This window comes from Mycobacterium simiae (assembly GCF_008370645.1).
Taxonomy (GTDB): Bacteria; Actinomycetota; Actinomycetes; order Mycobacteriales; family Mycobacteriaceae; genus Mycobacterium; species Mycobacterium simiae_A.
In genome coordinates this window covers 1-573 of the sequence record NZ_VTZN01000492.1, presented here as the reverse complement: position 1 = coordinate 573, position 573 = coordinate 1, and the positions used below count along the sequence as shown (strand labels likewise).

At 54.1% G+C, this 573-nt stretch carries 1 pseudogene; it reads right to left on the bottom strand.

From position 1 onward, the window contains the following. Window positions 1–557 (bottom strand): annotated as a pseudogene (locus tag F0Q45_RS26585) (MMPL family RND transporter); the annotation flags it as partial. Window positions 558–573: the final 16 nt, after the last annotated feature.

Here is a 573-nt window from a genome sequence, read left to right as displayed (position 1 = left end):
ATCGGCCGCCAGAAATCCTCGAAATCTGCGATATGGTCCCGCAATTGATCCGTGACCGCGCTCATCTCACGCGTAATGACGGCCATGTTGTGGGTCACCACGACCGTCTGGCTCATGACCTCGTACATGCGTTGCATAGTGTCGATCGACTGCTGCATGGCATCGGCCTGAGCTATCATATCGGACATACGCTGCTTCATATACTGCATATTCTCGACCTGGATAATATTCTGCATGCTGAGCTGGTACGGGATTGATGAGTGATCAGTCGGCTTTCCGAGCGGCCTTGTTATCGTTTTCACTTGCGCAATACCGGGCAAGTGAAAAACCGCTCTTGTTATCCGATCGATCACCATCATGTCAGCAGAATTTCGCATATCGTGATCGGATTCGAGCATGAGCAACTCCGGACTCATCCTGGCCTGGGAGAAATGGCGGCTAGCGGCTGCATCGCCAACATTGCCCGGGATCGATGCCGGAATATAATCCTTCGTATCGTAGTTTGTCCGGTATCCCGGCAGCGCAAGCAGCCCGATGAGGGCGATCGCGACCGACACGGCCAGGATAGGTCCG